The sequence below is a fragment of the Tabrizicola sp. TH137 genome (assembly GCF_002855575.1).
Taxonomy (GTDB): domain Bacteria; phylum Pseudomonadota; class Alphaproteobacteria; order Rhodobacterales; family Rhodobacteraceae; genus Paragemmobacter.
Genome location: NZ_PKRQ01000025.1, coordinates 1 through 8,352, shown reverse-complemented (window position 1 = coordinate 8,352; position 8,352 = coordinate 1). Strand labels below are relative to the sequence as shown.

11 protein-coding genes are annotated in these 8,352 nt (G+C 61.8%); 8 read left to right on the top strand and 3 right to left on the bottom strand.

Annotated elements, in window-relative coordinates; translation table 11 throughout:
* Together istA and istB are read left to right on the top strand one after the other, a co-directional pair.
* Positions 1-1,097, top strand: a 1,097-nt coding sequence (gene istA, locus C0V75_RS22405) for an IS21 family transposase (RefSeq protein WP_101923196.1), incomplete at its 5' end; no start/stop codon positions are given.
* Positions 1,087-1,881, top strand: a complete 795-nt coding sequence (gene istB, locus C0V75_RS22400; protein ID WP_101923195.1) for an IS21-like element helper ATPase IstB — start codon at positions 1,087-1,089, stop codon at positions 1,879-1,881. The genes istA and istB, both read left to right, overlap by 11 nt.
* A 66-nt stretch (positions 1,882-1,947) precedes the next feature.
* On the opposite strand, the gene C0V75_RS22395 is transcribed toward istB, so the two are convergent.
* Both C0V75_RS22395 and C0V75_RS22390 read right to left on the bottom strand, forming a co-directional pair.
* Positions 1,948-2,199 (bottom strand): Fic/DOC family N-terminal domain-containing protein, encoded by a 252-nt coding sequence (locus C0V75_RS22395; RefSeq protein ID WP_101923194.1) that lies wholly within the window; start codon positions 2,197-2,199, stop codon positions 1,948-1,950.
* Between the two features lie 119 nt (positions 2,200-2,318).
* Positions 2,319-2,636: an H-NS family nucleoid-associated regulatory protein gene (locus C0V75_RS22390; protein ID WP_101923193.1), complete on the bottom strand. Its 318-nt coding sequence runs from the start codon at positions 2,634-2,636 to the stop codon at positions 2,319-2,321.
* A 438-nt stretch (positions 2,637-3,074) separates the two neighbouring features.
* On the opposite strand from C0V75_RS22390, the gene C0V75_RS22385 reads away from it, so the two are divergent.
* Entirely contained in the window at positions 3,075-3,479 is a 405-nt protein-coding gene (locus tag C0V75_RS22385; protein ID WP_028030787.1) for a single-stranded DNA-binding protein, read from the top strand.
* 164 nt (positions 3,480-3,643) lie between these two features.
* On the opposite strand, the gene C0V75_RS22380 is transcribed toward C0V75_RS22385, so the two are convergent.
* Positions 3,644-4,504 (bottom strand): LysR family transcriptional regulator, encoded by an 861-nt coding sequence (locus C0V75_RS22380; protein ID WP_216821510.1) that lies wholly within the window; start codon positions 4,502-4,504, stop codon positions 3,644-3,646.
* 156 nt (positions 4,505-4,660) lie between these two features.
* Here C0V75_RS22380 and C0V75_RS22375 point away from each other — a divergent pair, with 156 nt between their 5' ends.
* From C0V75_RS22375 to C0V75_RS22355, 5 genes are all read left to right on the top strand, one after another.
* Entirely contained in the window at positions 4,661-5,380 is a 720-nt protein-coding gene (locus tag C0V75_RS22375; RefSeq protein WP_101923191.1) for a putative quinol monooxygenase, read from the top strand.
* A gap of 259 nt (positions 5,381-5,639) precedes the next feature.
* A complete protein-coding gene (locus C0V75_RS22370; protein WP_101923190.1) occupies positions 5,640-6,839 on the top strand; it encodes a DUF932 domain-containing protein in 1,200 nt (399 codons plus the stop codon).
* Between the two features lie 125 nt (positions 6,840-6,964).
* The gene (locus C0V75_RS22365; protein WP_101923197.1) at positions 6,965-7,405 is read left to right on the top strand and encodes a RadC family protein; all 441 of its coding nucleotides are present in this window, start codon (positions 6,965-6,967) and stop codon (positions 7,403-7,405) included.
* 106 nt (positions 7,406-7,511) lie between these two features.
* Complete coding sequence (locus tag C0V75_RS22360) at positions 7,512-8,030, top strand: DNA repair protein RadC (protein ID WP_101923189.1); 519 nt, start codon at positions 7,512-7,514, stop codon at positions 8,028-8,030.
* 101 nt (positions 8,031-8,131) lie between these two features.
* Positions 8,132-8,352, top strand: a 221-nt coding sequence (locus tag C0V75_RS22355) for a DUF6878 family protein (RefSeq protein ID WP_371410721.1), incomplete at its 3' end; no start/stop codon positions are given.

Below are 8,352 nucleotides of genomic sequence, written 5' to 3'. Positions count from 1 at the left end.
GCACGAAGCTTCAAGTCGCCCATATCAAGCTGTCGCACAGTCGGGCCTTTCTCCTGCGCGCCTATCCTTTGCAGACCCATGAGATGCTGTTCGATGCACACTGGCACGCGTTCCGGGTCTTCGGCGGCGTGCCGGAACGGGGCATCTACGACAATATGAAGACGGCGGTTGATCGTGTGGGCCGCGGAAAGGCCCGTGAGGTCAATATCTGCTTCCTCGCCATGGCGAACCACTATGTCTTCGAGCCCGAGTTCTGCAATCCGGCAGCAGGTTGGGAGAAAGGGCAGGTCGAGAAGAACGTCCGCGACGCCCGTCACCAGATGTTGCAGGGCATGCCAAACTTCTCTGATCTTGCGGGACTGAACACCTGGCTGGAAGAACGCTGCCACGAGCTGTGGCATGAGACTGCCCATGGCACGCTGCACGGGACCATCGCCGATGTCTGGGCGGCGGAACGGAAGACCTTGATGCCTCTGCCAGTGGCATTCGACGGCTTTGTCGAGGTGAGCAAGCGTGTCTCACCTACCTGCCTGATCAGCTTCGAGCGCAATCGCTACAGCGTTCCAGCATCATTCGCGAACCGGCCCGTCAGTCTGCGGGTCTATCCCGACCGGTTGGTGGTGGCGGCGGAGGGTAACATCCTGTGCGAGCATGTCCGCCTGATCCAGCGCAGCCACAAGTTGCCCCCGAAGACGATCTATGACTGGCGGCACTATCTGGCGGTTGTCCAACGGAAGCCCGGGGCTCTTCGCAATGGCGCACCCTTCCTGGAATTGCCACCTGCCTTCAGACAGTTGCAGGATCAGATGCTCCGCAAACCCGGTGGTGATCGCGAGATGGTCGACATCCTCGCGCTCGTCTTGCAGCACGATGAGCAGGCCGTGCTGACCGCCGTGGAATTGGCACTGACAGAGGGTGTGCCGACCAAGACCCATGTGCTGAATCTCCTGCACCGCCTTGTTGACGGCAAGGTGATCGGTGGTCCGCCACTGGATACTCCGCAAGCGTTGATCCTGAGGCGTGAACCCAAGGCCAATGTCGAACGTTATGACGCCCTGCGCAGTCAGATCGCTGCAGGAGGCCGCCATGCGTCATGACCCTGCCGCAGGTGCCATCGTGATCATGCTCCGCAGCTTGAAGATGTATGGCATGGCCCAAGCCGTTGAGGATCTGATCGAACAAGGTGCTCCGGCGTTTGAAGCCTGCATCCCGATCCTGTCGCAACTGCTGAAGGCCGAACTGGCCGAACGAGAGGTGCGCTCCATCGCCTATCACATGAAGGCGGCACGCTTCCCAGCCTACAAGGACCTCTCGGGCTTCGACTTCGCCGCCAGCGAGATCAACGAGGCCACTGTCCGGACGTTGCATCGCTGCGAGTTCCTCGACGGCGCGCAGAATGTTGTCCTGATCGGGGGACCGGGCACCGGCAAGACACATGTCGCAACGGCTCTTGGCATACAGGCGATCGAGCACTATCGCCGCAAGGTTCGCTTCTTCTCCACTATCGAACTGGTCAACGCCCTTGAACAGGAAAAGGCCAAGGGCAAGGCGGGACAGATTGCCGAAAGCTTGACCCGCCTCGACCTCGTGATCCTCGACGAACTGGGATACCTCCCGTTCAGCGCATCAGGCGGGGCGTTGCTGTTCCACCTGCTCAGCAAGCTTTACGAGCGCACCAGCGTCGCGATCACAACCAATCTCAGCTTCAGCGAATGGGCCACGGTCTTCGGCGACGCGAAGATGACCACGGCCCTCCTCGACCGCCTCACACACCGCTGCCACATCCTGGAAACCGGAAACGACAGCTTCCGCTTCAAGGCAAGTTCAGCCGCAGCAGCCCGAAAGAAGAAGGACGCAAACCATGCCTTGACCCCAGAATGACCCAAAATCCATAATCAAAGGTGGGTCACTTCTCGATGGAAAACCCGGGTCAGCTCTCAGTGGAAATCAACAGTCAGGGAAAACATCCGCCTGAAACAGTTCATCCTGCGTTGTGACGATGTTTTCGACTTCCGACGAAGCTTTGGCTTCCTGAAGAGCCAGCGTGTCGATCAGGATGCCTTGGTTCGGAATGGTCTTGGCCTGACCCTTCAGATCCGCAAGCGCGCGGCTGGCGCGAGCGAGCGCCTTCAGGACCGGAACGGTTTCGATCTCGGCCGGGGGTGGCAGGGCGGGAATGGCATAGGTCGGCTTTAACATGTGCTCCGCGTCGTGTTAAGAAATCGTCATTTTTCTAACATGATCGAACAGTCGTGTCAGCAAAAACCGGTTTCCTTAACTTGGGCCATGCTTCGCCCGGGCGGGGTCACCCAACTCCGTCAGACCGCCAGAGCGCTCGGGTCCTTGCCGGCGTTGATGTGGTCTGCGAACCACTGCGGTTTCCGGCCCCGGCCCGACCAGGTGAGGGCCGCGTTCTCAGGGTGCCTATACTTCGCGAGGGCCGGCGCACGGGTGGCTTTCACCTCAATACCGATCAGTTCGGCGAGGGAGTAGCCCATCTCCTTGGCGATGGCTTCCAGCTTGGTGCGGGCTTCGGCCTTATGACGGTCCTCATAGGTGGAAATCGCCTTGGCGAGGTCCTTATGCATTTGCCGCAGTTCCTTGAGCGACATCGCCTCGAGATTGAAATCAGCCATTGGGCCCTCGTTTCCTGAATGCTGCATCCGGGATAGCCGTCAGGTCGCAACACCGCAACTCCCACGGAGGACGCCGCGATAGGGCAGCGGGATGAGGTTGGCTTGAGCTGCCGGGTCGGCGGTTTCGCAACTGCTTCAACCCGGTTGCCTTGGTGAGGAAGGCCGAGTTCTGCGAGAGCCCCAGGTCGCTCCCATCCCCGGCTCCATCCCTTCGACTGACAATCCCCTAAGCCTGTTCGGCCTCTGGCGCGCAACCCCGCGTCAGTCCGGGCCGTGTTGGCTAGCGTTTCTGAGGAAACGCGTCACCTGCCCGCTCCACCCCGGCCCTTTGGAGGTTTCCGGTCGCCGTTCCGTCTCCCGTGCACGCCTCAGCCGACAGGCTTTTTCCGGGTCTTGTCGAAGGGACGGTCCCAGGGACAGGAAACACAGGAGCTTAACATGCAGAACATCGTCATCCTCGCCGGCAACATCGGTCAAAAGCCCGAAGTGCGCTCGACCCAAAGCGGCACGAAGATCACCAACTTCACCCTGGCCACCTCCCGCCCCCGCCTCTCGGAAGGTCGCGTGATGCGCGACGAGAACGGCTACCGGGTCATGGACACCGAATGGCATCGCATCACCTGCTTCAACGGTCTCGGCAAGACCGTCGCAGAGCACTGCGAGAAGGGCATGAAGGTTCTCGTCCACGGCCGCATCCACTACACCAAGTGGACCGACGCAACCGGCACCGACCGCTACGGCTGCGAGATCATCGCAGAGAAGGTCGACTTCCTGAGCCGCCCGAAATCGGCCGAGAACGAAAACCCCGAGCTGGTCGACCGCGACGACGAGATCCCGTTCTGAAAAGAACGGGGTCTCCCCCTCGGGCCCGGCGGGGAAACCCGCCGGGTTCCGTCGTTTTCGGCCCCAGAGCTGCCGTTCGACTTCATTGCAACGAAGGTCCTCTTGGAGCCCAAAGTACCAGTTACTGCACTATGCGCGAATGTCGGCCATCAATGATACTACGCCTACACACGCGCAATCTCACGGATCAGATCATTTGTCTCCGGTCTCGTCGTTTGGTGCCGATAACGAAGAGCAGAAACAGTTCGCGAAATTTCAAGGCCGTCGATGGGTATCGAAACGAGGCCCCTGTCTGCTGGAATTGCCGTGGTTGGCAAAATCACCGCGCCTAATCCCTGCCGCGCGAGTTCGACTAACCAATCCACACGATTTGACCGATAGGCCGCGCAGAGTTCGAGACCTTGGTCTGCACATGCCCCATGCAACGCATCCCGCATTTCGCAATTGGGTCGATCGAGCATGTCAGTTTCAGCGAGTGTCGAAAGAGAAATAGCGTCTCGTTCAGACAACGGGTGCGACTTGGACACCACAACCTTGTAGGACTCGTCATAGAGCTGGTCTATTCGATAGAGGTCTTCACTGACCGTCGCCGCCGTGACAACGACGTCAAATTCACCCTCTCGCAATCCTGCCAGAAGCTTGGAGGCAGACGCCACGATCAACTCTATTTCGGCTTGCGGCAATCGTGTACGGAAGCGTCCCAAGGCGGCCGAAATCCGGTTGTGACCGATCGTTTCGCCAACTCCGACAGAAATAGGAACCCGCTCTAGTCGCGTGTGGCGGACGGCTTCTGCCTTAGCTGCCTGGGTTTCGTCATGCGCTTTCTGTAGCCTTGGCTGCATGAGTTTTCCGAGTGCCGTCAACCTGCATCCCGCGCGGTCCCTGACAAACAGATCACCCCCGAGCTCGTGTTCAAGCTTCTTGATCGCGGTCGTCAAGGACGGTTGGGAAACATTTGAGGCGCTAGCGGCATGGGTGAAGTTGCGATGCTGGCAGACAGCCAAAAAATACCTGATCTGGTTCATCTCCACTGCCACAGTCTCCGTCACTTTCCGCCATGAGGTTCACCATAGCACATGTCTATCAAAGAATAGAAGTTCGGGATTGGTGCCCGAGGCATTCGGCATGGGAAAAGGGTGCATCGAAACCAACCACGACGACCTGTCGATCAGGAGGCGACCATGAAAGCCCAAATTCTCAAGACACTTGCCGCTTTGGCCTTGATCACGACATCTGCATCCGCACAGGAAACCCCAATGGAAAATCACACTGCCAGCTACATCGCCATGCCCGCCGCTGAAGGCCAGACCGAAGCATTCGCCAAATTTCTGGCCGGAGCCGCCCCGATTGTCGCGGACACCGAACCAGGCACCGTGCTTTGGTTTGCCTTGCAAGCCGACGATACGCTCGCGATCTTTGATATCTTCGTGGATGAAGAAGCGCGCAATGCGCATTTCTCCGGCGCTGTGGCCGCGGCTTTGAACCAAAATGCCGACGCGCTGGTCGCCGGGGGCTGGGACGATGGTGTTGTCGCGAATATCAACAATTCCGATGTCCTGTCGGTGAAGGAACCGGTTGATCTCTACTCGGCCACGACAGCCACGTACATCACGCTCGAAGCAGCACCCGGCAAAGGGCCGGAACTGGCAGCCTTGCTGACCGCAGCTGGTCTCATCGTCGGAGAAACCGAACCCGGCACATTGTTCTGGGCGGCGCTGCAGATTGACGAAACATCCTTCGCAATCTTCGACATCTTCGCCAACAATGCTGGCCGTGAAGCACACTTTGCCGGTCAAGTCGCCGGGCTGCTGAACGAACGGGCAGCGGAGTTGGTCGCTGGCGGGTGGGACGACGGTGTGGTCGCTAACGTCCACAACTTCGACATCCTCGCCATCAAGTAACGCGATGTGACAGGAACAAGAGGCGCCTGGTGCAACGCATCAGGCGCTTTGCCGAACGAATTTAGATTCACCGTGGAGCGGTCGTTCGAGTAACTGCAGCGAATTAGCGCTTTGTTCGCATTGCTGACCTCCATCCTTTGCGCAGCGACCGTCCGCTCTCTGCCCTTCACGTCAGCCAGAGCAAGAGGAGTGCCGGTTTCCCGGCGACGGGTTGAGGGCTGGGAGAGTGGCTTCCGGCGCCTGTCACGGGAGATAGCCGATGGGCGTTGTGGAAGTTCTGGATCCGGTCGCACCGGCGCGGGCTGGTGGCTGGAAAGTGGATGTGAGCCGGGGTGAGCGGAACGGGCGAGTGTCGTCCGAATGGTTCAACCGGCCGGATGACGAGCGGTATCTGTCGCTCGACGATCTCTGGGCATCGGTGAAGGGTCGGTCCGAGCGCAGCCGCAGCCGGGTCGTGCAGACCGCGGATATCAGGGTCGAGGCGGCGCGCGACAATCCCGAGCGGTTGCACCTCGTGCTCCCGAAAGCGCAGGAACCCGTCGCGCCCACGCATTGGGCATTCGGCCAGCTTGCCAGCATCGTCGGCGCGCCGGCGGCCTACCTGCGGCAACTGCCCGCGCCGCTGGCAGGGATCAACCTGCAATACGGCCTAACCAACCACCGCGCCGAGCAGGTGAAGACCTTCGAGACGGAAGACGGCCGCACCGAACTGCGCGCGGTCACCGGGCCGGACTATGGCCGCATCCATGACCACGAGCTGGTTGAGGCGGTCCAGCGCATCGCGGGCAATGGCACGGGCGACACGCGCTGGAAGGTGCCGGGGGTGCTCGACTGGTCGACCGGGGTCTACAACCCCGATGTCGAAATCAGCCGCGACACGACCACGCTCTATGCCTCGGACCGCGACGTCTTCCTGTTCCTCGTCGACGATCACAACCCGATCGAGGCGGGCCGCCTGCCGGATGGCTCCCCTGATCTCTACTTCCGGGGCTTCTATTGCTGGAACTCCGAGGTGGGCGCCAAGACGCTCGGCATGGCGAGCTTCTACCTTCGGGCGGTGTGCCAGAACCGCAACCTCTGGGGCGTCGAGGATTTCCAGGAGATCAAGATTCGCCACTCGAAATACGCCGCCTCGCGCTTTGCGCATGAGGCCGCCCCGGCACTGACACGGTTCGCCAATTCTTCGCCGCAGGGTTTCGTGAACGGCATCAAGGCGGCGCGGCAGCAGATCGTGGCGCGAACGGATGAGGACCGGGATAACTTCCTGCGCAAGCGCGGCTTCTCGAAAGCCGAATCCGGCAAGATCATTGAGAAGGTGCTGATGGAAGAGGGCCGCCCGCCGGAGTCGATCTTCGACTTCGTGCAGGGCATCACGCGGCTTGCGCGCGACAAGACCCAGCAGGATGCCCGCCTCGACATGGAGGGGCGCGCGAAGAAGCTCCTCGACCGGGTTGGCTGACGCCGGGCCCGACATCGCGACCGCCCTCGCGCGCGGCGGTCGCGCTTTCCCCTTCCACATGCACGCTACTGGCCACGCCCCGAGAGGGCAGGGGGTTCCGGTGCGTGCAATTCAGCGAGATCCCCATGACCCCCCAGGAAGAAACCATCATTCTCGAGGCCCGTGATATCCTCGGCCGCTATCTCAGCCAGAACCCCGTCATAGGCAGCTGGCAGGCGCTGATGGACTATTGTGCTCTGACCGTCCGAGGTCCCATCGAGCGGTTCCATGTCCTCTATCTTGACCGCAAGAACCGCGTCATCTCCGATGAGCTTCTCTCGACCGGCACGGTTGATCATGTCCCGGTCTATCCGCGCGAGGTGATCAAGCGGGCCCTGATGCTGAACGCCAGCGCCCTGATCCTGATCCACAACCACCCCTCGGGCGATCCGACGCCCTCGGAGGCCGATCTCAGCATGACCAAGGAGATCCAGAAGGGGTGCAGGTATCTCGGGCTGACGTTGCACGACCACATCATCGTCGGCGCTGGTACAGAGCTGAGCCTGCGGGCTCTCGGCAAGCTCTGATGGTGCCAACAGACCTGCCGCCGCCCCTTCGAGGAAGAGGGCGGCGGTTCAGTCTTTGACGGATGAGGCGGGGAGAGAGGCTTCCGGCGCCGTCGGAGATACTCCCATGTTCGACTTGCCCCTGCCCATCCACCCGACCACCGGCCCGCGAGGCTTCTCGCCGGTTTTCGCTGTGGGCGATGCTGATCCCAACCACCCCTTTGCCCTGACCCTGTCGCGCCGCACGCCTGCGGATCTGATGTCGGGCCGGGCCGCACCCTTGGTTCTCGCGCGCTTTGCGACGCTGGCCGAGGCCATGCAGGGCGCAATCGACCATGCCGAGGGCATCGCCCCGGATGCTGCACCCCAGCTTCTGGCGATCCTCGATCGCGACGAACGCCTTGTGCTGGTCGGGGCCGCCAGCGACCACGCTGTCGCCTGGTGCCACCCGGTAACGAGCGCTGCCGAAGCGCGGGGCGTCGTGACTGAGGCGAGCCATCTTCGCGCGCAGGCAGGCCGCGCGGCCGCCTGGGGCGAGCCCTATCTGGCGGGTCGGCTACGGCACCGCGCCGATCTTCTGGACGGGCGTCTCGTCGACCCGCTCTGGCGCGCCTTCGCCGCCCGGGCGCTGCAGGTCGCTGCGTGAGGCCCGAGAGGCAGAGAAGGGCAGGGGGGATTTGGAGCTTGTCCGGGGGAGAGAGATCGCCCGGCCCGGCTCCGATCCCTTCCCCGTACCGGAGACACCCGATGACCCTGAGTGAACCCACCCTCGCGCCCCCGATGGCGCCCTCGACCGTCGACATGGCGCAGATCTTCGCGGCCCATGCCGAGCGTGCCGCTCGGATCGAAGCGCTGCGCCCCGGCAACAAGGACCGCCTCTTCGACGGCCTCACGGCCGCCGGCATCACCCATGTCACCGTGACCTTCGACGGTGCTGGAGACAGCGGCCAGATCGAAAGCATCGGCGC